The organism is Pseudomonas sp. XWY-1, from assembly GCF_002953115.1.
Classification (GTDB): Bacteria; Pseudomonadota; Gammaproteobacteria; order Pseudomonadales; family Pseudomonadaceae; genus Aquipseudomonas; species Aquipseudomonas alloputida.
On sequence record NZ_CP026332.1, the window covers coordinates 2,503,021 to 2,526,341 of the forward strand.

The following is a 23,321-nucleotide window of genomic DNA, read 5'->3' on the forward strand; positions in this document are numbered from 1 at the left end:
AGGTTTAGCGTTCCAGATGAATAGTGGTAGTAGAAGGAGTGTCGTCATCCAGTCCTTGGTTGGCGTAGTAATTAATCGTTAGCGTGGCAGACCTGATTTGTCTAGCATCAGTTTTGTAATGAAGTAATAAACCTGCTTGGGTGATATGGCAGTCAGGGGTTATTTGGAGTGGGGTTGTCTGCCTGTCGAGATTCTGGCTCACTAAACTCCCTGACCATTCGCTTTGACCTACTACGAATTCTGGTAAAAGTATAGTTAGCTCGAGTGTTGCGTTTTGTTTAGTGACCTGAGTATGGATAATTGTTGCCCAGTCAGGTGTTGGCCATTTGTTATTTATATCCAAATGTGTCGTTAGGGCGCCTAAGCCGAGCTGCTCAGAGTACGGTGCCAACAATGCTTTCGGTGAGAAAAATTCAATCTGCCATGACTTGATTTCTTCGTGGATGTGGCGAAAGGGTGGCAATTTTTTATCAAAGTCTAACTTTATATTCTCCCGTATTTCTCCATCGTTTTCCCTTGTTCCGAAGATGCTTCTGCTGGCCCATAATTCTAAAGGACTGTGAAGGCGGGAGTGAGCTTTTGAGTAGAGGAATAGACCTCCACCGATCAAAGTTGCTCCGATCAAGGCGATTCCAGCTGCTGTCCAGCCTGCAAAGGGAATGAGGACTGTCGTGCCTGCGATGGCAAGGCTTCCTTCTAGAACAAGAATCGAACCTAAAGCAGTAGTCGCGCTGGCAGCCGCTGTATATAAGCCTGAAATAAGATTGCCGTTCTGCCATTGACGTATTGCCTTAAAAATATCTGAGGAAAACCCCATTATTATCGCCGGGTAGCCTGATGCCCGCGCGAAAAGATTACTCGTCAGAAAGTTGATGATGCCGTTACCAAAGGCCATGCCTGGCGCCGTTGAGATCCACTTCAACATCATGGCCTTTTGCGTCGCCCGCACGCTGACCAACGTTGCCGCCGCTGCACCAATCACCCCGAACACAGATGAAGCGAACCCCAGGGTGTATTCCGGTGCGTCGCTCTTTTGCAGGCTGTTGTAAGCCGTCTTGAGCGATAAGATGTTGAACCACAGCATCCCCGCGTTTAAACCACCACCACCGCCCGAGGTGAGTAACCCAACGAAGTTGGGTTTCACACGCGCAGTGGTGGTCAGCTCGATGGACACCGTGCGGCTACCCGAAATGCGCAACGCTTTCATCTCTTCAACCTGCGCCATGCCGCTCTTCAAATACCGCTGCACCTCTTGGCTAAATGGATTTTCCTTTATGGCCTGTTCGGTGATTCGATAGCGTGCCGCCAACAACCCCAATGCTTTCTCGGCATTGGCCTCACGCGCTGCCAGCAACACTTGCTGGCGCAGGCCATGGCTGGCATCCCAACGGGTCTGGCCACGCAGGCGCTTGAGCACCACGGCATTGACCGACTGGGCGGTGAGGTCGGTGATGTCCGCCATGGCCGGGAAGCGCCCCGCCAATCCCTCGATCACGTTGTCGCTGGCGCCGAACAAGGTGCCGATCGAATCGGCTTTGTCCTTGAATGGGTTGAACGGCGCCAAGGCGGTGTAAAGCGGGCTGTCGTGCTGGTCCAGCCATTGCTCCAGGCGTTTGAAACGCCGGTCATGATCTTCGGTGCCGGGTGTCGGTTGGCCCATTGGGTGAATCAGCAACGCCAGTGAGATTTCCAGACCGCGGGCGGAGGTGCGTTCGTTGCGGTCGTAACAGGCCAAGGCGGCTGCCAGGCTGTAGGGGTTATCGATGTGTTGGGATTCGGCCGTCGCCAGCCACGCGTCATGATCGTTGCTGGCTTGCAAGGCCAGGTTGCGCAGGGCGGCAATGCGCCGTTCCAGCGCGTCGCGTTCGGCGAGGAAGCGCCGGTATTTGTCGACATCGAGACGCTGTGCCAGGCGCGCGCCATTGGGGGAATAATCTTCATGGGTGAGGGCCTGGAAGTGTGCCTCGGCCGGCGACAGGGCGGGCCCCCGGCGTGACGTGCCCAGCCTGAACGCGGCCAGTTCCGGTGAAGGGGCATCCGCCGGGTACAGGCTTTCCAGCGTCTTGTTCAACAGCATGGCGACCAGGTTGCGATGGTGAAAGTCGCGGCTCTGCGGGCTGAGCTGTTCGGCATCCAGCCGGTAGCATGCCGGCACGCGCTCCTGCTCGGGAGGTTGGGCGGGTTTTGTGTGCTCCAGTTGCTCGGCCGGCATCAGGTCACGCATTTGATGCTGGTAGGCCGAGACCGACAGGCTCAGGTCCAGGGCCATGCCTTCGGCATCGGCGAGCGCCACCACCACCGGCACTTTCGGTTGGGTCCAGGGGTAGTGCCGGGCGATGGCAGTGAGGTTGCCGATGGGCAAGGTTTCGGTGATCGGGTCGCTGCTCCAGGTCAGCGGCATGCGCCGCTCGGTTGGCTTGAAGTCTTCGACCCAGGTTTGCAGGGCGCTCACTGGCAACACATGGGGCTGGGTGGACGGCGCCTGGTTGCCGCTGACCAGCTCGGCCATGTCCAGCTGGCGCATGTGCCGTTTGCGCAGGGCTGCCGAACCGGTGATACGGGCGGTGATGGCGTTGGTCCACAGGTGCGGGCTGTAGCCGATCCACACTTCCTCGGCGGTGTCCTGGCAGGTGTCGGCCCACACCCAGCCGGTGCTCTGGCCGGACAGGTAGCGCTCACGGCGGTGGTAGTCCTCCAGCCCTTGGTAGCGCAGCTCCTTGTAGAGGCCCGCGCCGACGTGCTCATGAATGACCAGCTTTTCGCCCTGAAGGCCTTTCATGAACACGTAGACATAGCCCGGGCGCAAAGCGCGGAGGGTGTAGGCCGAGTGCTGCAGCGTGGGGAAGCCTTGTTCCAGGTTGAACCCTGCATCGGCATAGCGGCAGGCGGGGGCGTCGCCGGTGCGGGGCACGATGGCGTAGCGCACCGGCAGGATAGGCACGCGTGCGCTGCAGGCAGGGCCGGAGGTGGCGCTACTGACGGAGGCGTCGCTCATGTACGCTTCCTTTTTTGGGTTGAATGCGCTGGTGCCTCCTCAAATGCTTCGGGAGGCGGTGGCGCTGCTCGGACGTTGAACAGGCGGCAGATGCCATACCAGCAGATGGCGACGGAGAGGTTGTAGGGGAACAGAACGGCCCAGAACGGCAATTGCCAGTTCTTTTTGCCCTGCATTTCACCGGGCTCGCCGGTTCGCCAGGGGGCATAGTGGCGCCAGGCTTCTGCCGGGGTCAGGCAGATGGCGTGCAGTGGCTTGTGCCACCAGTTGGGTTCACCGGGCGGGGGGAGTTTGTCCGGGCCGTGGTCCATGAAGTGGCGCAGGTATTCCCACACTTCGGCGACATGCTTGACGCCGGGTTCGGTGGGTTCGTTGCTGTCGACCCAGAGGCAGTCTTTTTGATGCAGGCTGCCGTCTTCCCGGCGGGGGGCGAAGGCGAGGGCATAGCTGGTGCTGAACGATGAGCCGCCGTATTCGGTGCGCTTGAAGATGCCACCTCCGGTGTTGGCCCATTCGAATATTAGTACCTTACTCAGACGTTGGTAATAGATTTTTTGGGTTGACCGATTGAAGCAGAAACTTGATAGGCGTTTTATGAAATATATTCGATAGGCTAAGAATGGGAGGAAGATGAAAGGTGTAATTAGTGTAAGGAGGATAAAGGTATGACTAAAGGTGTATGGGTTCCAGGCTTCACTGGTTAGTAAGTAAGGATAGGTGAAGACAATGAGCGCAATGGTCATTGCACAGTACAGCTTTCCCATAAAGACTGAGTCTGTTACCCAGGGGTTTTTCAGGCATAAGGTGGTTTTTGACAAGCTTGATAGTTGCCCGCCAATAGCGGGCTTATGCCCTGAACTTGAGCCTGAATTGAATATCCAGATGGTTGCCATGATCAGCGCTCCAGACGAAAAATTGACAGGGTCTCATTATCTTCGTCCAGGCCTTGATTGGCGTTGTAGGTTAGATGAAGTGAGACATGATTTTGGTTGGCTAGGGTGTTTTCGAAATGTAGAACTAAGCCAGCATCTACGATGTGGCCGGTCGGGCTGATTGGAAAAACGTCAATTCCTTGGTCGTCACGGAGGGAACTCAAACTTCCTGACCATTCACTTACGCCTAGCCTGAACGCAGGCAGCAGCACTGTGAATTCTACGGTTGGTTGGGATGTGGCTACTTCGTTATGTGTGATAGCTGTCCAATTTGGCGGCGACCAGTGGTTGTTCTGATGCCATCGGGTGTCGACTTTAGTTATGCCGAGGGATAGGGCCTGCTCGGCGGATAGTAGCTTGGGTCCGTAATGTTCATTGTGCCAAGCCTTAATTTCTGTTTGCAGTGAGGTGAAAGCAGGAAGTTTTTTGTCAAAGTCCAAGTTGATGTCAGCGTGCGACTCTCCATCATTGATGCGATTACCGAATATGCTACGTGCTGCCCACAGTTCTATTGGGCTGTGAAGGTGCTCATGTGCCTTGGCGTGCAGGTAGAGGCCTCCTGCAATGATGGCTACTCCTACGAGGACAAGGGCCGCTGCGGCCCATCCGGCAAAGGGCACAACCGACGTCACGCCCGCGATTGCAAGTCCTGCTTCAAGGACGACAGCGGAACCGACAGCCATGGTGAAACCACCAGTCAACGTGTAATCGGCAGCCGCTTGATTGCCGTTCGCTTTCTGGCGCCTTGCTTTGGAGATATCAGAAAGCAAGCTAAATGCAATTGCCGGGTAACCGGCTAAACGCGCAAACAGATTGCTACTCAAAAACTTGATAACCCCATTGCCAAAGGCCATGCCCGGCGCTGTGGCACTTAATCTCAGCATGACGGCCTTTTGCGTTGCCCGTACGCTGACCAACGTTGCCGCCGCTGCACCAATCACCCCGAAAACAGATGAAGCGAACCCCAGGGTGTATTCCGGTGCGTCGCTCTTTTGCAGGCTGTTGTAAGCCGTCTTGAGCGATAAGATGTTGAACCACAGCATCCCCGCGTTTAAACCACCACCACCGCCGGAGGTGAGCAGCCCGAGAAAGTTAGGTTTCACCCGTGCAGTGGTGGTCAGCTCGATAGACACCGTGCGGCTACCCGAGATGCGCAACGCTTTCATCTCTTCAACCTGCGCCATGCCGCTCTTCAAATACCGCTGCACCTCTTGGCTAAATGGATTTTCCTTTATGGCCTGTTCGGTGATTCGATAGCGTGCCGCCAACAACCCCAATGCTTTCTCGGCATTGGCCTCACGCGCTGCCAGCAACACTTGCTGGCGCAGGCCATGGCTGGCATCCCAACGGGTCTGGCCACGCAGGCGCTTGAGCACCACGGTATTGACCGACTGGGCGGTGAGGTCGGTGATGTCCGCCATGGCCGGGAAGCGACCGGCCAGCCCTTCGATCACGTTGTCGCTGGCGCCGAACAAGGTGCCGATCGAATCGGCTTTATCCTTGAATGGGTTGAACGGCGCCAAGGCGGTGTAAAGCGGGCTGTCGTGCTGGTCCAGCCATTGCTCCAGGCGTTTGAAGCGTCGGTCATGATCTTCGGTGCCGGGTGTCGGCTGGCCCATCGGGTGAATCAGCAACGCCAGTGAGATTTCCAGACCGCGGGCGGAGGTGCGTTCGTCGCGGTCGTAACAGGCCAGTGCCGCAGCCAGGCTGTAGGGGTTATCGATGTGTTGGGATTCGGCCGTCGCCAGCCAGGCGTCATGATCGTTGCTGGCTTGCAAGGCCAGGTTGCGCAGGGCGGCAATCCGCCGTTCCAGCGCGTCGCGTTCGGCGAGGAAGCGCCGGTATTTGTCGACATCGAGGCGCTGTGCCAGGCGTGCGCCATTGGGGGAGTAATCTTCATGGGTGAGGGCCTGGAAATGGGACTCGGCCGGCGACAGGGCAGGCCCCCGGCGTGACGTGCCCAGCCTGAACGCGGCCAGTTCCGGTGAAGGGGCATCCGCCGGGTACAGGCTTTCCAGCGTCTTGTTCAGCAGCATGGCGACCAGGTTGCGATGGTGAAAGTCGCGGCTCTGCGGGCTGAGCTGTTCGGCATCCAGCCGGTAGCATGCCGGCACGCGCTCCTGCTCGGGAGGTTGGGCGGGTTTTGTGTGCTCCAGTTGTTCGGCCGGCATCAGGTCACGCAGTTGATGCTGGTAGGCCGAGACCGACAGGCTCAGGTCCAGGGCCATGCCTTCGGCATCGGCGAGCGCCACCACCACCGGCACTTTCGGTTGGGTCCAGGGGTAGTGCCGGGCGATGGCAGTGAGGTTGCCGATGGGCAAGGTTTCGGTGATCGGGTCGCTGCTCCAGGTCAGCGGCATGCGCCGCTCTGTTGGCTTGAAGTCTTCGACCCAGGTTTGCAGGGCACTCACTGGCAACACATGGGGCTGGGTGGACGGCGCCGGGTTGCCGCTCACCAGCTCGGCCATGTCCAGCTGGCGCATGTGCCGTTTGCGCAGGGCTGCCGAACCGGTGATACGGGCGGTGATGGCGTTGGTCCACAGGTGCGGGCTGTAGCCGATCCACACTTCCTTGGCGGTGTCCTGGCAGGTATCGGCCCACACCCAGCCGGTGCTCTGGCCGGACAGGTAGCGCTCACGGCGGTGGTAGTCCTCCAGCCCTTGGTAGCGCAGCTCCTTGTAGAGGCCCGCGCCGACGTGCTCATGAATGACCAGCTTTTCGCCCTGAAGGCCTTTCATGAACACGTAGACATAGCCCGGGCGCAAAGCGCGGAGGGTGTAGGCCGAGTGCTGCAGCGTGGGGAAGCCTTGTTCCAGGTTGAAGCCTGCATCGGCATAGCGGCAGGCGGGGGCGTCGCCGGTGCGGGGCACGATGGCGTAGCGCACTGGCAGGATGGGCACGCGTGCGCTGCAGGCAGGGCCGGAGGTGGCGCTACTGACGGAGGCATTGGTCATGCGAGCTCCTTGCTCAGAGAGACAGTCTTTTCCAACCAGAGACGCACTGCGGCAACTTTCAGTACTGACAAGACTGAAATGCCGTTATTCATACTGTGCTGGATTTCAGGCCCGACTCTATGCTGTAAGAAGTTTCCTACTTACTTGCTGAGATGATCGGGCGATCAAGTATCTGGAATTCAAGTGAAAGACAATGCCTCGATCGCTGCTTTTCGGTCGAGGATGAAAGTGTAAGATTTTATTTGAATGTATATGTATTGTGTTTGCGCAATATCGTGTGAAAAGTTGCAGTATTTTTGTAGGAAGTTTCGTACTTTAAGATTGTTGTATGTTCAGTTTTTGCACTTGGCCATCACTACCTGGCAAGTCCTGGGCGTGCCTCCCGAGCGGCTGGCATAACGCACGCAGTTATTCAGGGATTTCTGTCGCGCAATGCTCAAGGTATTGCCCCAGGCCAGGCCGCCTTCACCGGTAGTGGGGACGGCCTTGGCAAAGCAGTTGGAGCCCACTGCAGGCGTGGCGTAGCGTGCCTTGCTGGCGTTGCTGGAGCAGCCAGCGAGAGCCAGGCTGAGGCCGAGCAGGGTGGCCAGTGCCCAGGACGCATATGGTCTGCTCATGTTTTCCCCTTCTGCGCTTGGCAGCAAATGCCTTGCAGGATATTTCATTACAGCGAAGCGGTGAACTATCTCGGCGTCAAGAGGCTCCTTTGCTAAGCGCACCCTGCGCTTATCTGATGGCGCAAGACCATCAGCCCTGGGTCACTGAATGAAAAGGAGGCACCGTGACCGCACCTGATCAAACCCTTTACCGCTGTACGCCCAGCCCGCTGCATGCCCTGCTGCTGGCGGGCAGTGTGCCGTTGTTCCTTGGCGCGCTGCTGAGCGATATCGCCTACTACAACAGCTATCAGATTCAGTGGAGCAACTTCGCCGCCTGGCTGATCGCCGGGGCCCTGGTGTTCTGTGGGCTGGCACTGTTGTTCGCGTTGGCCAACCTGATCCGCGCAGAGCGCAAGGGTGGGCGCGCTACGCTGTACTTCGTGCTGCTGCTGGTGACTTGGGTGCTTGGGCTGATCAATGCCTTTGAGCATGCCAAGGACGCCTGGGCGGTGATGCCTTCTGGGCTGGTGTTGTCGGTAATCGTGACAGTGCTCGCAGTGGTGGCCGCCTGGACCGGTTTGAGCAACCTGCGTTCAGGAGGTGTGGCATGAAGCCTTTGCATGCATTTAGCCTGTTGGGCGTGGCGCTATTGCTGAGTGCCTGTGGTGGCGACGGCGAGCCGACCCAGGCCCATGGCCCGGACCCGAAGCTGCCGGAGCCTCAGCGCGGCTTGCTGCCGAGCATGAAGATTGCGCAACCGGCTGCCTGGGGCGAGCTGAAACCGACCGTGCCGGAGGGCTTCAGTGTCACCGCCATTGCCACCGGCCTGAAAATCCCGCGCCAGAGCCTGGTGCTGCCCAATGGCGACATTCTGGTGGCTGAGGGCCGGGGAGGCAGCGCGGCCAAGCTCAAGCCCAAGGATGTGATCGCCAGCCAGATCAAGGCCAAGGGCAATACCCAGGTCAAGGGTGGCAACCGCCTGACCTTGCTGCGCGATGCTGATGGCGATGGCAACTACGAGGTACAGGCCGTGTTTGCGGATAACCTCAACGCACCGTACGGCCTAGCCTATGCCAACGGCAAGCTGTATGTAGCCAATCAGGATGCGCTGGTGCGCTTTGACTACAAGGAAGGCCAGACCCAGGCCGACGGCCCGCCAACCAAGGTCACCGACCTGCCGGCCGAGATCAACCACCATTGGACCAAAGCGCTGACCATCAGCCCGGATGGCCGCTTCTTGTATGTGGGTATCGGCTCGAACAGCAACATCACTGAGCGCGGCCTGGAGGTGGAGATCGATCGGGCCATGGTCTGGCAGGTCGATGCCGAGACCGGCGCGCACCGGCCCTATGCCACCGGCTTGCGTAACCCGACGGCATTGACCATTCAGCCGCAGACCGGGCAGTTGTGGACGGTGGTCAATGAGCGGGATGAGTTGGGCCCTGACCTGGTGCCGGACTACCTCACTTCGGTACGTGAAGGGGGCTTCTATGGTTGGCCTTACAGCTACTGGGGGCAGCATGTGGATGAGCGGGTGCGGCCGCAGAACCCGGACAAGGTGGCGGCGGCGATCAAGCCGGATTACAGCCTGGGTTCGCATGTGGCTGCACTGGGTGTGGACTTCTCGACCCCGGCAATGGGCGAGCGCTTTGCCGACGGTGTATTCGTGGGCGAGCACGGTAGCTGGAACCGGCCTAACCCGGTGGGGTACAAGGTGATCTTCGTGCCGTTCAGCAATGGCAAGCCTGCAGGGGAGCCGATCGACTTCGCCACGGGCTTTCGCGGTGAGGATGGCAAGACCCGGGGGCGACCGGTTGGGGTGACGGTGGACCCGCGGGGAGCGTTGATCATTGCCGATGACCTGGCGAATACGGTGTGGCGGGTGACGCGTAATCGCTGAATGCTATCTGATCAAATCGTCAAAGCTTGCTGGCGATGGGCCGCAGAGCGGCCCAATTGCTGAATGACAGGCATTGCGCGTGGTCAGAAGCGGTAGTTGAAGCTGGCTTCCAGCGTGCGCGGTGCCCCTGGGGTGATCAGGTCGACCGAGCCATGTGCCGAGGCATAGTAGTCACGGTCGAACACGTTCTTCAGGCGCAGCGCGGCATCCCACTGCGGCACGCTGTACAGCAGCGCGGCGTCGAAGGTGGTATAGCCTGGCATCACCACCACATTGTCGAGTGCTGTGTAGCGTTCGTCGACGTAGTTGGCTCCGGCGGCCACACGCCACTCTGGTGTCAGGGTACGTACCAGCCAGACGTTGGCGCTGTTGCGCGGCGTCAGGGTAGGTGTCTGGCCTTCGTTCGCCACGCCATTGGTCTTGCTGTTGGACTTGGTGATTTCGGCGTCCAGGTAAGCGTAACCGGCATAGATCTGCCACTTGTCGGTGAGATGCCCGCTGACGGTGGCTTCAAAGCCATCGGTACGCTGTTCGCCAGCCAATACGGTCAGGTTGGGGTTGGCCGGGTCGGCAGTCTTCATGTTGGTGCGCTCAAGGCGGAACACTGCGGCGGTCAGTGACAGGCGGCTGTCGAGCAGGTCCCATTTGGCGCCGATTTCATAGTTGGTGGTTTCTTCCGGCTCCAGGTGCTGGTTGCTCGGGCTCACCGCGAATACTTCGCCAGAAGGCTGATAGCTGCGGCTGACCGACACATAGTAGGACTGGATGGCGTCTGGCTGGTAGACCAGACCCGCACGCGGGCTCCAGGTCTTGTCGGTACGATCGAGGTCGATGTTCTGCACGCGGTCGTCGTCGTACTCCTGGCCAAAGATGTCATAACGCACACCGACCAACGCCTTCCAGTGCGCGTTCAGCTCGATCATGTCCTGCACGTACAGACCGGTGGTCTGCTGGAAGTTGGTGCCCTTGGAAGACAGGTTGGCGGCATGTTCCGGTACCGCCACCAAGGCATCGCGGTAAACCGGTACCTGGGCCACGTTGGTCTGGCTCAGCACGCGCTGGTATTTGTCCTGAAAGCCTGCTTCCACGCCATACAACAGGTTGTGCTGCATGCCCGCCAGTTGCGCCTGTTGCTTGAGCTCCGTCTGGTTGAACACACCGTACTCATCGCGGGCGACGTTGCCGCGGTTGAGCTTGATCAGCAGTTCACCATCGGGCGCGGTGACGAAGCGCGTCGGGCTGCTGTCGGCCAAGGTGTTGTTGCGGTCCAGGTCGTAGCGGTAGTAACGGCTGGTGTTGGTCAGGGTGAAGTTGTCGTTGATGCGGTAGTCCAGGCTGGCTGTAAGCGAGAACACCTCGCTGCGGGCGTAATCCTGGTCAGCATCGCCAGAGCCGAAGCGCTTGTCGCGGTCCACGTCCACCGGGCGGCTGCCCAGGGCCGGTATGCCGAAGTCGATCAGGCGCTTGTCGTACAGGTAGGTGGCGCCCAGGTTCAGTTCCAGGTCGTCCGAGAGACGGAAGTAGGCCGACGGTGCGATGGCCTTGCGGTCGATGTAGCCATCATCGCGGAAGGTGTCGCTGTCTTCGAAGGCACCCGTTACGCGGTAGGCCTGGTTGCTTTGTGGGTCGGCCCAGCCGGTGTCGAATTGGGTTCGGCGTTTGCCTTCGCTGTCGACGTTCATGCCGACTTCGCGCTTGGGCGTGAAGCTTGGTTTCTTGCTGATGCTGTTGATCAGCCCGCCCGAGGAGCCACGGCCATACAGCACCGCGGCCGGCCCCTTGATCACCTCGACACGCTCGATGTTGGACAGATCGCGAAAGTACAGGGCGTCGTCACGCACGCCGTCTATATACATGTCGCCAATGGCGCTGAAGCCACGGATGGTCACCTGATCGCGTTGGCCGTCGCCGTTGGACAGGCCGATGCCGGGCACGTTCTTCAGCACGTCTTCCATGGACTGTGCGCCTTGGTCCTTGATCACGCTTTCGGGAACGACGTTGACAGTTTGCGGGATATCGCGCAGCGGCGCGTCGATCTTCATGGCGCTGCGGCTTTCACTGGCCTTGTAGCTTTGCTGCTCATAGACGCTGGTGACGGCGGTGGCAGGCAGGGCGAGGCTACTTTGCGTATCGGTTTGCGCGGCAGCGTGTACAGCAGGCACAACGAGCAGGCCCAGCATGGAAATGGATGCTGGGGCAACAGACTTTTTTGCCATTACAGGCGACTCTTTGTTGTTATCGGGAGTCACGAATAGTAATGATTTGCAAATGTAAAGCAAGTGTAAAGAATTCGTATTAGCTATAACAGTGGTTTCTGCGCCGAAATGCGTCGCGCGCCGGAAGGGCCGGCAAGGCGGCAGGTAATGGCTATGCTTGATACCGCGTGAACCTTTCACGCGCCCATTCGGACTTGATCACATGGAAGCACGCCTATGAACCCCATTCGTACTCTCGCTCGTGCTGTAGCCCTTGCCACGCTGGCCTCTGCTGCCAGCTTCACGGTACAGGCTGCCGGTATCCCCATCGGGAGCGAGGCGCTGGAAAGCCATGTCACCACACAGGTAACGGCTATCGACCTGGCCACCCGCCAGGTCACGGTGAAAGGCCCTGACGAGAAGAAGGATGTGACGTTCCAGCTGACCGAAAAGGCCAAGGCGCTGCCCAACCTGAAAGTCGGTGACCAAGTCGACATCTACGTGACACGCGCCGTGGCCTATGTGCTCAATCCGGAAGTGGGTGGGGCGCCGAAAGCGACTGAAGAGTCCGGTACCATCCGCGCAACCGAGCAAAACCCCAACCCGGGCGGCGAGGCGTTCCGCCAGGTCAAGGTTACCTCTCAGATCAAGAAGATCGACCTCAAGACGCATGAGGTGAGCTTGTTGCCACCGGAGGGCAAGCTGCAGGTGGTCAAGGTCGAGAATCCAGACCTGCAGAAACGCATGAAGAACCTCAAGGTTGGCCAGACGGTTGACGCGATCTACACCGAAGTGCTGCGCGTCGAAACCTCGCGTTGACCTTGGCCGTTGCCGACCTAGGTTACTCGCCTACAACCGGCCGTTTGCGGTCCGGGCAGCCCGGTACCGGGAAGTGGGTCTTAGCCGCTGGCGGCTTCGATCAAGGCCTGGGGTTCGGCACGTTCGGAGTAGTCGACATTGACGAAGGCATGGCGAATGCGGCCATCCTGGCCGATGACGAAAGCGCTGGCCATCGGCAGGCTGAGGTCGTCGCATTCGTTCAGTGCCTTGAGGTCGGCGCCGAGTGCTTGGTACACCGCCTCCAGCGCTGGCTCCAGCTCGAAGACGATGCCGTACTGGCGCGCCAGCTGGTTGCCCGGGTCGCTTAGCAGTTGGTAGCGCACTCCCAGGGATTCGCGGGTTTTCAGGGTGGCAGCGCGGCCTTGGGCAGAGACGGCGACCAGCGTTGCACCGCTGGCGGCCAGATCGCTTGCCATCTGCTGGTATTCGCTGAGCGCTACATTGCAGAACGGGCACCACAGGCCGCGGTAAAACACCAGTACCAGCGGACCGCGTGCCAACAGGGCACGCAGGTCCACGGCCTTGCCATCGGCATCCTCCAGCACGGCCAGCGGGGCGGTGTCGCCGGCTTTGAGCGCGTGGTCCTCAGGATGCCTTGCGATAAGGGCTTGCAGCGAGGCGCCAAATTTTTCCAGTACCTCGGTGGGCAGTTGGGCCATCTGCTGTTTGACGGCGTCGAGTTTTGCCTTGAGTGACATGCGTGTTTCCTTGTGGTGGTTCACTGGGGCAGGCTTCGGGTGGCCCGGGTCTGGATGCGCTGTGAGGCCTTGCAGGCCGGGGGATGGCGCTCAAACAGCTGAAGTACCCAGTCGGGGCGGGTCTTGCTGGCATCGTTGAGCCAATTGGCGACCGAGTCCTGGGCGTATTTTTCGGCTTCGGCCAGCAGCGGTACCAGCAACGGCTCGGCCACTTCTGGTCGTTGTTTGAGCGTGGCAATGTGCTCGCACCAAACGCCACGCGGGCGCAGGATCTCGATGCAGAACCGACGTACCAGCGGGTCGGCATCACCGGTATGGCGGCCGAGTAGCGCCAGGGCGGCTTCAAGGTGCTGGGCCAGGCGCGGGCGCAGGGCGATCCAGGCCCATTCACGCACGCCGAAGTGCTCATCGCGGGCGAAGCGAAACTGCGCCAGCAGGGCATCTTCCGCAGGCTGCGAGCGTGACAGGTACGCCTGGGCGAACGCTGCCCAGCTGCGCACGGTATCGGACGGGTGCGTGCAGCATTGCTCGAACACCTGCTGGCGCAAGGACTCGGCGGCCTGCTCCAGCCACTTGCCCAGCGCCAGGCCAATGGCCGCCACTTTTTTTGACAGGCCCAGTGCCTGGGCCTGGTCCGCACTGGCAGCGAGTTGCTCTACCAATGCTGCTGGCAGTTGCCCTGTCAAGGCGTTGACCAGGGCGGCTTGATCCACCGCCAGGCATTCGGCCAGGTTGCGGGTTGGCAGTTGGCCAAGGTCGATCAGGGACTTTCGGTCGTCGCTCATGGCTTAGGCTCCATGGCAGTGGCACGGTACAGTCGATTGCCGGCCAGGCACGTGCACAGCCCCGTTGATGTGCACATCCTCCAGAGGACGGCCCAGTGCCGAGTCTTCGATGGGCGAAAGCTGAAACCCTCGATGGCCACTGGCTGTCTGGCAAGGCGGCGGATGAACGGGCGCCGGTAAAGCGCCGCTGGCAGGCAGGCCTCGAGCCAAGGTTGGCGACGACTTAACTGGTCGTGTTCGCTTTGTACCCGGGGCTTCCTGCCAAGCCGGGCCAATACGCTCTGATTCTGCAACATCATCCACCTCCATGTGGTCTTGCGGGTGTGCCTTGGGTTCAGTGATTGTCCGGTGGCAGTGCCAGGGCAGGACTGGCCGAGAGTGCCTGTAGCGTGGCGGACAGGGCGTCACGTTGCGCGTTGTCCAGTGACTGCATGATCGTGCCGATCCAGTCGGTGTGTTCGGCGAATACGGCGTCGAGTACCGCTATGCCTGCCGAGGTAAGGCTGATGCTCAGCTTGCGCCGGTCATGGGCGTCCTTGCGGCGCTTGATAAAGCCATCACCCTGCAGGCCGTCGAGCAGGCCGGTCACGGTGCCTGAGGTGATTGCCAGGCGCGTCGCCAGCTCCAGCGGTGCCAGGCGGCCGCCTGCGCCTTGCAAGGTCAGGAGGATTGCGAATCGCCCTTCTGACAGGTTATGGCGGGCCAGCCGTGCGGCGCATACCCGGTTGATGGCCGCTGCAGCGGACAAGAGTTCGAAACACAGGCGCACGTTTTGCCTGGCGTCAGCGGGGGCCTCGGCCAGTGCATCGAGCATGATGTGATGCTTGTTCTCAAGAGTATTCATAAGGCGCAGTTTATCTTGGTGCCTTAGTAAGTCAACAGCACCGATGTTTCAGGGTGAAGACAGCATGCGCACGCCAGACGGAAGGGATGTTTCACCATGCAGGGTACGAATAGTTCAAGTGCAGGATTTTGATTTCTATCAGTACTGGGGCATGCAGCATCATGGTGGCCATCGATACCTTGGATGAGGACTGCCATGTTCAGTAAATCAATGCTTCTGCTGGCGCTTCCTGTGGCCATGGCGTTGCTTGCCGGTGCGGTGTTGCCGTTTCAGGCCGCAGGTAATGCTGCGGCAGGTCGGGCACTTGGGCACTGGCTGTGGGGGGCTTTCACATCGTTGACGGTCAGCATGCTGGTGGTGATCGCTGCCCTGCTGATTATCCGGGTACCGGCGCCAGACATGGGCAAGGCCCTGCAGGGGCCCTGGTGGTTGTGGATTGGTGGCGTGCTCGGGGCAATGTATGTAGCCGGCGCCGCCGCACTCACCCCTAAACTTGGCGCAGCAGGGTTCCTGGTACTGGTGGTGGCGGGGCAGATCATCACGGCAGTGCTTGCCGACCACTACGGGGTGATGGGGCTGGGTGGCAAGCCGCTCAGTCTGGCCAGGGTGGCCGGCGTGGTGCTGATCCTGTGCGGAGTGCTGCTGGTACAGGGCACTTGGGCAACGGCGTCACCGGCCCACCCCCCGGCAGCTGTGAAGGCGCAAGAAAACTGATCAGCGCCCTGGTTGGCTGCAGGCCCATACAGTTTCGCGCAGCCAGCGGTGCCCGGGGTCACTGTCCTTGCGGTTGTGCCAGGCTTGCTGATAGTCGAACGAGGGGATGGCCAGTGGCGGTGTGAACTGGCGCAGTGTCTTGTGCTTGCGCAACGACCCCACAGCGCGGCTGGCCACTGTCAGGATCAGGTCGGTGCCGGCCAGCACTTCGACTGCCGCACTCCAGTGTGGCAAGGCCAGGGCAATACGGCGTTGCAGGCCCCGGGCGGCCAGTGCACGCTCGATTTCATCGAAAGCATCCGGGCGCATGGCCATCAATACATGTGGGCGTGCCAGCCAGTCTTCCAGGGCCATGCCGCCGCTGGCAGGCAGGACCTGGCGATCGGCAACGCTGATGAAGCGATCGGCAAACAGGGGCTGGGCGGTGATGTCCTGGGGCAGTTCGGGGAACAGGCCCAGGGCCAGATCCAGCTCGCCATCGAGCAACTGCGCCAACATGGTTTCACGGCTGGCCTGGCTGATGGCCAGGTCCACCCCGGGCGCGACTTGGCGCAGGTGGCGCAGCAGGTGCGGCAGGATGATGCGCGAAGCGTAGTCGGACAACGACAGCCGGAACCGGCGCTGGGCCCTGGCTGGTTCGAACAGTGGGGTGGCCAGCAGGCTGTCGAGATTGCTCAGTGCATCCTGTAGCGGTTGTGCCAGCGATTGGGCGCGGGCGGTGAGGGCCATGCTGCCGCCTTGGCGTACCAGCAAGGGGTCGTCGAAGTGTTTGCGCAATTGCGCCAAGGCGTGACTGACCGCCGGTTGACTGCGGTGCAGGCGCAGGGCTGCACGGGTCACGTGCCTTTCGCTGAGCAGGGCGTGCAGGGTGAGCAACAGGTTGAGGTCGATCTTGCGCAGTTCATCCATCGGGTGAATGGCCTTGGTCAATTCTGGCGACTCGGATCAGCTTAACAAATGCTTGAGTCTTGCACGCGCTTACAGGTGCTGGCGATAGAGGCCTTTTCGCAGCACATGGATTCTACTAGATGGCTTTATGTTTGATCTGTAATTTACTGATAAAAAAGAATTATCTTCTTGCAGTCGCATGCTGAACACACTGTTCAAAGTAAGTCCGCTTGATCGCTTCAGGCTTGAGCCGCGAGCGGCTGTTGTACGTCTGCTCGGTAATGCCGAAGGCAGTCATGCGCATCCATGGCTTGGGGAATTTGCGTACCTGCAGCTTCTTGCGCGTGGCGTACAAGGTTACCCCGGAAAGCTTGGCCTGTTGGGCCTCGGCGGCTATCTGCGCGCCCCAGCCGCAGGTGTGGCGATCGTTCTGGCTCAATGCCCTGGCCTGGGCGCCGAAAGCGAGGGTGGCCAGCAGGCAGCCGGCCATCGTTGCTAGAAGTACTCGCATGTTGCTGTCCTAAGCATCTGAAAGAAAACGGAGTTTGCCTTCGCTTTCCGCAGCCGTGGGCCAGCAATTTGCCGTCAGGGCACAGCCATGCGCAGGGGACTGGCCTTCGGCTTCTGCAGGCTTGTCCAGGCCAGGCTGGCAACCCAGAGCACCGAAACACCATAGTTAAGGCGTTGATACAGGCCGAACAGCTGGCCACTCTGCGCCGCTTGGCCCATCAACGCGACGGTGATGATCGCCAACACCACGCAAGCCAGGGAAAACAGCGCCAGGGCGGGGGAGCCGGCAAGGCGGTTGCCTAGCCACGCCCATAGGGCGCTGGCCAAGGTCAGCGAGAGGAACATCAGCAGACCAAACAGGTTATGCAGTTGCTGCGAGGTAGATGGCTGTGCCGGTGCACAGCCCTGGTCGCAAGGGAACCAGCCGGTGCCCAAACTGCCCATGCCATGCAGCAACACCAGGCCCGCACTCAGCAGCGCCAGCTTCGAGCTACGCCAGCGCCGCACCAGGCCCCAGGCAAACAGGGCAAACAGCAGGGCTAGAGGGTAGTTGTTGACCCGTGGTGACCAGCTGTGGGTTGGCGAGCCTGCCGCGCCCAGCTGGCTCATGGCCTGTTGCAGGTGATCATAGCCAGGGTAGGCCTGGGCCGTGAGCCATACCCCCGCCAGCAGCCAGAGGGGGATCAGCAGGCCACTGCCGAGCAAAAGGCGGTCGAGGGTTTTCATACTGCAGATTCCTTCCATGGAACAGTGAGCGTGGAAGCGTACAGTACAGGCTCACGCAGGCCATGGGCCAGTGATTCTGCGCGTTTCTTCATGGGCCAGGGACTGCAAAGATGGGCAATAAATACCGCACGGGGTGTATGTGATCGTACAACCGCTTGCGCTATGATGAGCGCTGTCTTCCAAGGTGAAATACAGGGCAATGACAGAGCAGCAGGTACAGGCAAGGACCCGGCGCAAGCCGCGCAGTCTGGCCCAGGAACTGGTCACGGTGCTGACCGAACGCATTCGCAGCGGCCAGCTCAAGCGCGGCGACAAGCTGCCGACCGAATCGCAGATCATGGCCGAAGAGGGCGTCAGTCGCACGGTGGTGCGTGAGGCGATCTCGCGGTTGCAGGCCGCCGGGCAGGTAGAGACTCGCCACGGCATCGGTACATTCGTGCTGGATGCGCCGGCTACGGGCGGTTTCCGTATCGACCCGGCCACCGTGGTCACCCTGCGCGAAGTGCTGGCGGTGCTGGAGCTGCGCATTGCCCTGGAGATCGAGTCGGCTGGGCTGGCGGCTCAGCGGCGAAGCGACGAAGCCCTGGCCGGTATGCGGGCGGCGCTGGACGAACTCAACGAGGGGGCGGCCCACGCCACTGATGCGGTGTCGGCGGACTTCCAGTTCCACCTGCGCATTGCCCAGGCCAGCGGCAACCACTACTTCGCCGACATCATCAACCACCTGGGTACCAGCATCATCCCGCGCACCCGGCTGAATTCGGCGCGCCTGGCCCATGATGACCAGGCGCATTACATGAGCCGCCTGATGCATGAGCACGAGGCGATCTATGAGGCGATTGCCCGGCGTGACAGCGAAGGGGCGAAGATGGCCATGCGCATGCACCTGAGCAACAGCCGCGAGCGCTTGCGCCAGGCGCATGAGGCGGCTGAAGCGCAAGGAACCTGAAGCCTTTGCTGCCTGTACTGGCCTCTTCGAGGGCAACATAGCCCTGTAGGAGCGGGCTTGCCCGCGAAGAGGCCAGTACAGTCAAAAAGGAAAGCCCCGCCGTGCGCAGGGCTTTCCTGTTTCTGGCAACCAGTCAGATCGCCCCGTCACTCCACTGACCGTTCACCAACCGCCGCAGCCCCAGCGGGTTGCCGTCGCGCAGTGCCTCAGGCAGCAGCGTCTGCGGGTAGTTCTGGTAGCACACCGGGCGCAGGAAGCGGTCGATGGCCAAAGTGCCGACCGAGGTGCCACGCGCATCGGAGGTCGCCGGGTACGGGCCGCCGTGCACCATGGCATCACAGACTTCGACACCGGTCGGGTAGCCATTGACCAGGATTCGCCCGACTTTCTCCTCCAGCAGCGGCACCAGCCAGGCGAAGGCATCGAAGTCGTCCGCCTCGCCGATCAGCGTCGCGGTCAGTTGGCCGCGCAGGCCGAGCAGCGCGTCGCGCAGTTGGTCGTTGTCCTGCACCTCTACGGCCACGGTGGTGGGCCCAAACACTTCTTCCTGCAACAGCGGGTCAGACTCGACCAGCAGGCGTGCATCGGCCTTGAACAGCTGAGCGCGCGCCTGGTTGCCTTCCTGCACCTGGCCGGCCACATGCTCGATACCGGCATGGGCATGCAAGTGTTCAAGGCCGCCGACGTAGCTGCGCAGGCCGCCAGCGTTGAGCATGGTTTGCCCGGCTTGCTGGTCCAGGTACTGGCCAAGGTCGGCGAGCAACTGGCTGTACTGTGGCGACTGCAAGCCAATCACCAGCCCAGGGTTGGTGCAGAACTGCCCGGCACCCATGCACACGGACCCCGCCAACTCGCGGGCAATGGCCTCGCCACGTTTGGCCAGGGCGCCTGGCAGGATGATGACCGGGTTGATGCTGGACATCTCGGCGAACACCGGGATTGGCTGCGGGCGCTCAGCGGCCATGCGGCAAAGGGCATCACCGCCTTTCAACGAGCCGGTGAAGCCAACCGCCTGGATGGCCGGGTGCTTGACCAGCCACTCGCCCACGCCGCCACCAAATACCATGTTGAACACGCCCTTGGGCATGCCGGTACGCTCAGCGGCGCGCACGATGGCGCAGCCGACCAGGTCGGCCGTGGCCATGTGGCCGCTGTGCGCCTTGAATACCACCGGGCAGCCTGCGGCCAGGGCGGCGGCGGTATCACCCCCGGCGGTGGAGAAGGCCAGCGGGAAGTTGCTGGCCCCGAACACGGCGACCGGGCCTACGCCGATGCGCATCTGGCGCAGGTCTACGCGTGGCAGCGGCTGGCGCTCGGGCAGTGCCAGGTCGATGCGTGCGCCGAGAAAGTCGCCGCGGCGCAGCACTTGGGCGAACAGGCGCATCTGCCCGCTGGTGCGGCCGCGCTCGCCCTGGATACGGGCGGCGGGCAGTGCAGTTTCGCGGCAGACGATGGCGACGAAGGCGTCATCCAGTTCGTCGAGTTCAGCGGCGATGGCGTCGAGGAACTCGGCCCGACGTGCCGGGGCCAGTTGGCGGAACTCGGCGAAGGCTGCGGCAGCGGCCTTGGCGGCCTGGTCCACTTCGGCTTCGGTGGCCTGGGCAAAGCTGTAGGGCAGGGCTTCGCCAGTGCTGGCGTCCAGGCTCTGCAGACGCTGAGGGCCAGCGGCACTGCGCTGACCGGCGATGAAGTTATGGCCGAGGATTTCAGGCATGGGGTGCTCCTGTGGGATTGAGAGTGGCGTGTGTGAATGCGTGGTCAGGGCTGCGGCATCAGGTAATGGGCGCCGGGTTGAACAGGGTGATGTCGTTGTGCAGCCGGTGTTGTTCGGCCCAGGTCTGCTTGCGGCCGCTGGCCACGTCCAGGTAGTAATGGAACAGCTCCCAGCCCAGCTCCTCGATGGTCGAGCGACCACTGGCGATGCGACCGGCGTCGATGTCGATCAGGTCGGGCCAACGTTGGGCCAGTTCGCTGCGGGTGCACACCTTGACCACCGGCGCCATGGCCAGGCCATACGGGGTGCCGCGGCCGGTAGTGAAGACGTGCAGGTTCATGCCGGCCGCCAGTTGCAAGGTGCCACAGACAAAGTCGCTGGCCGGGGTGGCGCAGAAAATCAGGCCTTTGCGGTTGACCCGCTCGCCTGGGCCGAGCACACCCTGGATAGCGCCGCTGCCCGACTTGACGATCGAACCCAGCGATTTCTCGACGATGTTCGACAGCCCGCCTTTCTTGTTGCCCGGCGTGGTGTTGGCGCTGCGGTCGGCGGCGCCTTGCTGCAGGTAGCGGTCGTACCAGTCCATTTCGCGCACCAGCGCGTCGGCAACGTCCTGGTTTTCCGCGCGCGAGGTCAGCATGTAGATCGCGTCGCGCACCTCGGTCACTTCAGAGAACAGTACGGTGGCGCCAGCGCGGACCAGCAGGTCGGCGGCATAACCCAGTGCCGGGTTGGCGGTGATGCCCGAGAAGGCGTCGCTGCCACCGCATTGCATGCCGAGGATCAGCTCGCTGGCCGGGACCGTTTCGCGGCGACGCTGGTCGAGCTTCTTCAGGCGGGTTTCGGCCAGGTCCATGATCTGCTCGATCATTTCGACAAAGCCAAGGCTGGCATCTTGCAGGCGGTACAGCCATGGGTCGCTGAGGTCCACCGAGGGGTCATTGTCGTGCATCACCTGGCTGGCTTGCAGTTTTTCACAGCCCAGGCTGATCACTAGTGCCTCGCCGCCGAGGTTTGGGTTGCGCGCCAGGTTGCGCACGGTGCGGATCGGGATGTAAGCGTCGCGGGCGTTGATTGCCACACCGCAGCCGTAGCTGTGGGTAATGGCCACCACGTCATCGACGTTGGGGTATTTGGGCAGCAGTTCGTTGCGAATGCGCTTGACTGCATGTTCCAGCACGCCGGTCACACACTGCACGGTGGTGGTGATGCCGAGGATATTGCGGGTGCCGACAGTGCCGTCGGCGTTGCGATAGCCCTCGAAGGTGAAGCCCTCAAGCGGCGGCAGCGGTTGTGGCACTGCATCGCAGCGCGGCAGGCTGTCCAGTTCCGGGGCGGCCGGCATGGCCAGCTGGCTTTCCTGCACCCAGCTGCCTTGGCGCAGGTCTTCCAGCGCGTAGCCGATGATTTGCCCGTAGCGGCGCACGGGCTCGCCCTTGGCGATGGATACGGTGGCCACCTTGTGGCTTTGCGGCACGCCTTCGATCAGGGTCAGGCCGTCGGCGAAGCGGGCGCCTTCGCCCAAGCCGCCGTCGTTGACAACGACCACGACGTTGTCGTCGTCGTGCAGGCGGACGTAGCGGGGCGAGTCGGAATGTTCGATCAACTGCATGTTTGGGCCCTACTTGTCAGGTTCTCAGGCTTTTGTACATCCGCCCATGCCGGGTGACCCGGCGCGGGCGTGTTTTTTCAGTGACGGGAGCTGGCCAGTTCGCCGTCGGTGGCAGGCTCAGCGTGTGGCTTTGGGGCAGCATCACGCAATTCGATACGCTTGATGGGGCCGACGATAACCAGATAGCTGAATACCGCTACCAGCGCGTTGGCACCCACGTACACAAGCGCCCACTTGAACGAGCCGGTCGCGCTGATGATGTAGCCGATCACGATAGGGGTGGTGATCGACGCGATGTTGCCGAAGGTGTTGAACAGGCCACCGGACAGCCCGGCGATCTGCTTGGGTGAAGTGTCCGCCACCACCGCCCAGCCCAGTGCGCCGATGCCCTTGCCGAAAAACGCCAGCGTCATGAAGCCAACCACCATCCACTCGGCATCGACGTAGTTGCAGAACACCATGGTGGTGGACAGCAGCAGGCCACAGACGATCGGCAGTTTGCGCGAGAAGGTCAGCGAGTTGCCGCGGCGCAGCAGCCAGTCGGAGATCACGCCACCCAGGACGCCGCCGATAAAACCACACACCGCCGGCAGCGAGGCGATGAAGCCGGCCTTGAGAATGGTCATGCCACGTTCCTGCACCAGGTACACCGGGAACCAGGTGAGGAAGAAGTAGGTGATGGCGTTGATGCAGTACTGGCCCAGGTATACGCCCAGCAGCATGCGGCTGGTCAGCAACTGCTTGATGTAACCCCATTTCGGGCCGTCGCTGCCGCGCTTCTGGTCCATGTCGACCAGGCCGCCGTTCTGCTCGATGTGCTCAAGTTCGCTTGGGCTGATGCGCGGGTGTTGGCGCGGGTTGTAGATGGTCTTCAGCCACACCATCGAGAAGATGATGCCCAGCACACCCATGACCACGAACACGTGCTCCCAGCCGAAGCTGAACACGATCCAGCCCATGATCGGGGCGAACAGTGCAGTGGCGAAATACTGCGCCGAGTTGAAGATGGCCGACGCCGTGCCGCGTTCCTGGGTCGGGAACCATGCGGCGACGATGCGCGCGTTACCCGGGAATGACGGGGCTTCGGCGAAACCGACCAGGAAGCGCAGGGTGAAGAGGGTGACCACGGCCCAGGCAACCGGCAGGCCACCGACAAAACCTTGCAGCAGGGTGAACAGCGACCAGGTGAAGATGCTGAAGGCGTAGACGTTCTTGGAACCGAAGCGATCGAGCAGCCAGCCACCAGGAATCTGGCCAGCCACGTAAGCCCATCCGAAGGCGGAAAAGATATAACCGAGGGTTACGGCGTCAATGCCGAGGTCTTTCTGCAGGCTGGAGCCTGCGATAGCAATGGTCGCGCGGTCGGCATAGTTGATCGTGGTCACCAGAAACAGCATGAACAGGATCAGGTAGCGCACATGCGTTTTCTTAGTCGCTTGCATGCTGGCAATACTCCCACTAGTTAT

The 23,321-nt window shown here is 61.2% G+C and carries 19 protein-coding genes; 5 read left to right on the forward strand and 14 right to left on the reverse strand.

Annotation, left to right across the window (positions count from 1 at the left end; genetic code table 11):
• Positions 1 to 4: 4 nt before the first annotated feature.
• The 4 genes from PRJ_RS11720 to PRJ_RS11735 all read right to left on the reverse strand — a co-directional run bounded on the left by PRJ_RS11720 (position 5) and on the right by PRJ_RS11735 (position 7,498).
• Complete coding sequence (locus tag PRJ_RS11720; protein WP_104961461.1) at positions 5 to 2,995, reverse strand: T6SS effector BTH_I2691 family protein; 2,991 nt, start codon at positions 2,993 to 2,995, stop codon at positions 5 to 7.
• Positions 2,992 to 3,888: a DUF6708 domain-containing protein gene (locus PRJ_RS11725; protein WP_104961462.1), complete on the reverse strand. Its 897-nt coding sequence runs from the start codon at positions 3,886 to 3,888 to the stop codon at positions 2,992 to 2,994. The genes PRJ_RS11720 and PRJ_RS11725 overlap by 4 nt, the downstream gene beginning before the upstream one ends.
• A gap of 2 nt (positions 3,889 to 3,890) precedes the next feature.
• The gene (locus PRJ_RS11730) at positions 3,891 to 6,881 is read right to left on the reverse strand and encodes a T6SS effector BTH_I2691 family protein (RefSeq protein ID WP_104961463.1); all 2,991 of its coding nucleotides are present in this window, start codon (positions 6,879 to 6,881) and stop codon (positions 3,891 to 3,893) included.
• Positions 6,882 to 7,213: 332 nt separating this feature from the next.
• Positions 7,214 to 7,498 (reverse strand): hypothetical protein, encoded by a 285-nt coding sequence (locus PRJ_RS11735; protein ID WP_104961464.1) that lies wholly within the window; start codon positions 7,496 to 7,498, stop codon positions 7,214 to 7,216.
• Between the two features lie 164 nt (positions 7,499 to 7,662).
• On the opposite strand from PRJ_RS11735, the gene PRJ_RS11740 reads away from it, so the two are divergent.
• Together PRJ_RS11740 and PRJ_RS11745 are read left to right on the forward strand one after the other, a co-directional pair.
• Positions 7,663 to 8,091 (forward strand): DUF2231 domain-containing protein, encoded by a 429-nt coding sequence (locus tag PRJ_RS11740; RefSeq protein WP_020192131.1) that lies wholly within the window; start codon positions 7,663 to 7,665, stop codon positions 8,089 to 8,091.
• On the forward strand, positions 8,088 to 9,380 hold the full coding sequence (locus tag PRJ_RS11745; RefSeq protein ID WP_064492679.1) for a sorbosone dehydrogenase family protein: 1,293 nt from the start codon (positions 8,088 to 8,090) through the stop codon (positions 9,378 to 9,380). Before PRJ_RS11740 ends, PRJ_RS11745 begins: the two co-directional genes overlap by 4 nt.
• Positions 9,381 to 9,463: 83 nt before the next feature.
• Here PRJ_RS11745 and PRJ_RS11750 read toward each other — a convergent pair whose 3' ends face one another.
• Positions 9,464 to 11,596 (reverse strand): TonB-dependent siderophore receptor, encoded by a 2,133-nt coding sequence (locus PRJ_RS11750; protein WP_177413617.1) that lies wholly within the window; start codon positions 11,594 to 11,596, stop codon positions 9,464 to 9,466.
• Between the two features lie 216 nt (positions 11,597 to 11,812).
• Between PRJ_RS11750 and PRJ_RS11755 the strand changes: the two genes are divergently transcribed.
• The gene (locus tag PRJ_RS11755) at positions 11,813 to 12,394 is read left to right on the forward strand and encodes a hypothetical protein (protein ID WP_003247673.1); all 582 of its coding nucleotides are present in this window, start codon (positions 11,813 to 11,815) and stop codon (positions 12,392 to 12,394) included.
• Positions 12,395 to 12,474: 80 nt separating this feature from the next.
• Here PRJ_RS11755 and PRJ_RS11760 read toward each other — a convergent pair whose 3' ends face one another.
• The 3 genes from PRJ_RS11760 to PRJ_RS11775 all read right to left on the reverse strand — a co-directional run bounded on the left by PRJ_RS11760 (position 12,475) and on the right by PRJ_RS11775 (position 14,742).
• Positions 12,475 to 13,113 carry a peroxiredoxin-like family protein gene (locus PRJ_RS11760; protein WP_104961465.1) on the reverse strand — a complete coding sequence of 213 codons (639 nt, stop codon included), beginning with the start codon at positions 13,111 to 13,113 and terminating at the stop codon, positions 12,475 to 12,477.
• 20 nt (positions 13,114 to 13,133) lie between these two features.
• Entirely contained in the window at positions 13,134 to 13,898 is a 765-nt protein-coding gene (locus PRJ_RS11765; RefSeq protein WP_104961466.1) for a hypothetical protein, read from the reverse strand.
• Between the two features lie 334 nt (positions 13,899 to 14,232).
• On the reverse strand, positions 14,233 to 14,742 hold the full coding sequence (locus PRJ_RS11775; protein WP_104961467.1) for a MarR family winged helix-turn-helix transcriptional regulator: 510 nt from the start codon (positions 14,740 to 14,742) through the stop codon (positions 14,233 to 14,235).
• A gap of 195 nt (positions 14,743 to 14,937) precedes the next feature.
• Here PRJ_RS11775 and PRJ_RS11780 point away from each other — a divergent pair, with 195 nt between their 5' ends.
• Positions 14,938 to 15,456 (forward strand): DMT family transporter, encoded by a 519-nt coding sequence (locus PRJ_RS11780; RefSeq protein WP_104961468.1) that lies wholly within the window; start codon positions 14,938 to 14,940, stop codon positions 15,454 to 15,456.
• Here the strand turns inward: PRJ_RS11780 and PRJ_RS11785 are convergent, their stop codons facing one another.
• The 3 genes from PRJ_RS11785 to PRJ_RS11795 form a co-directional block, all read right to left on the reverse strand.
• A complete protein-coding gene (locus PRJ_RS11785) occupies positions 15,457 to 16,365 on the reverse strand; it encodes a LysR family transcriptional regulator (protein ID WP_104961469.1) in 909 nt (302 codons plus the stop codon).
• Between the two features lie 160 nt (positions 16,366 to 16,525).
• Positions 16,526 to 16,855: a hypothetical protein gene (locus PRJ_RS11790; protein ID WP_104961470.1), complete on the reverse strand. Its 330-nt coding sequence runs from the start codon at positions 16,853 to 16,855 to the stop codon at positions 16,526 to 16,528.
• A gap of 74 nt (positions 16,856 to 16,929) precedes the next feature.
• The gene (locus PRJ_RS11795) at positions 16,930 to 17,580 is read right to left on the reverse strand and encodes a DUF998 domain-containing protein (RefSeq protein WP_104887769.1); all 651 of its coding nucleotides are present in this window, start codon (positions 17,578 to 17,580) and stop codon (positions 16,930 to 16,932) included.
• 199 nt (positions 17,581 to 17,779) lie between these two features.
• On the opposite strand from PRJ_RS11795, the gene PRJ_RS11800 reads away from it, so the two are divergent.
• A complete protein-coding gene (locus PRJ_RS11800; protein WP_003247694.1) occupies positions 17,780 to 18,529 on the forward strand; it encodes a FadR/GntR family transcriptional regulator in 750 nt (249 codons plus the stop codon).
• 133 nt (positions 18,530 to 18,662) lie between these two features.
• On the opposite strand, the gene PRJ_RS11805 is transcribed toward PRJ_RS11800, so the two are convergent.
• The 3 genes from PRJ_RS11805 to PRJ_RS11815 all read right to left on the reverse strand — a co-directional run bounded on the left by PRJ_RS11805 (position 18,663) and on the right by PRJ_RS11815 (position 23,297).
• The gene (locus PRJ_RS11805) at positions 18,663 to 20,243 is read right to left on the reverse strand and encodes an aldehyde dehydrogenase (NADP(+)) (protein ID WP_104961471.1); all 1,581 of its coding nucleotides are present in this window, start codon (positions 20,241 to 20,243) and stop codon (positions 18,663 to 18,665) included.
• A 58-nt stretch (positions 20,244 to 20,301) separates the two neighbouring features.
• Positions 20,302 to 21,855 (reverse strand): galactarate dehydratase, encoded by a 1,554-nt coding sequence (garD, locus tag PRJ_RS11810; protein ID WP_104961472.1) that lies wholly within the window; start codon positions 21,853 to 21,855, stop codon positions 20,302 to 20,304.
• Between the two features lie 77 nt (positions 21,856 to 21,932).
• Positions 21,933 to 23,297 (reverse strand): MFS transporter, encoded by a 1,365-nt coding sequence (locus PRJ_RS11815; protein WP_021781698.1) that lies wholly within the window; start codon positions 23,295 to 23,297, stop codon positions 21,933 to 21,935.
• Between the last annotated feature and the right edge of the window lie 24 nt (positions 23,298 to 23,321).